Source organism: Burkholderia metallica, from assembly GCF_902832845.1.
GTDB classification, from domain to species: Bacteria; Pseudomonadota; Gammaproteobacteria; order Burkholderiales; family Burkholderiaceae; genus Burkholderia; species Burkholderia metallica.
Map to the genome: position 1 here is coordinate 1 of NZ_CADFDB010000037.1, position 303 is coordinate 303.

General features: G+C 63.7%; 1 protein-coding gene. It reads left to right on the forward strand.

Annotation, left to right across the window (positions count from 1 at the left end):
• The coding region (locus tag HWX08_RS34205) for a 4Fe-4S dicluster domain-containing protein (RefSeq protein ID WP_175807165.1) at positions 1-303 on the forward strand (303 nt) is incomplete at its 5' end.

Genomic DNA, 303 nt, shown 5'->3' on the forward strand with positions numbered 1-303 from the left:
GACCGGCTGTCGTCGGTGTTCATCTCGAACACGAACCACGAGGAGAACCAGCCGGCGCACCTGACGCTGAAGGATGCGAACGTGCCGGTGAACGTGAACTTGCGCACGTACGCGGGGCCGGAGGGGCGTTTCTGCCCGGCGGCCGTGTACGAGTTCGTGAAGAACGACGACGGCAGCGACCGGCTGGTGATCAACGCGCAGAACTGCGTGCACTGCAAGACCTGCGACATCAAGGACCCGACGCAGAACATCGTGTGGGTCACGCCGGAAGGCGGCGGCGGGCCGAATTACCCGAACATGTAA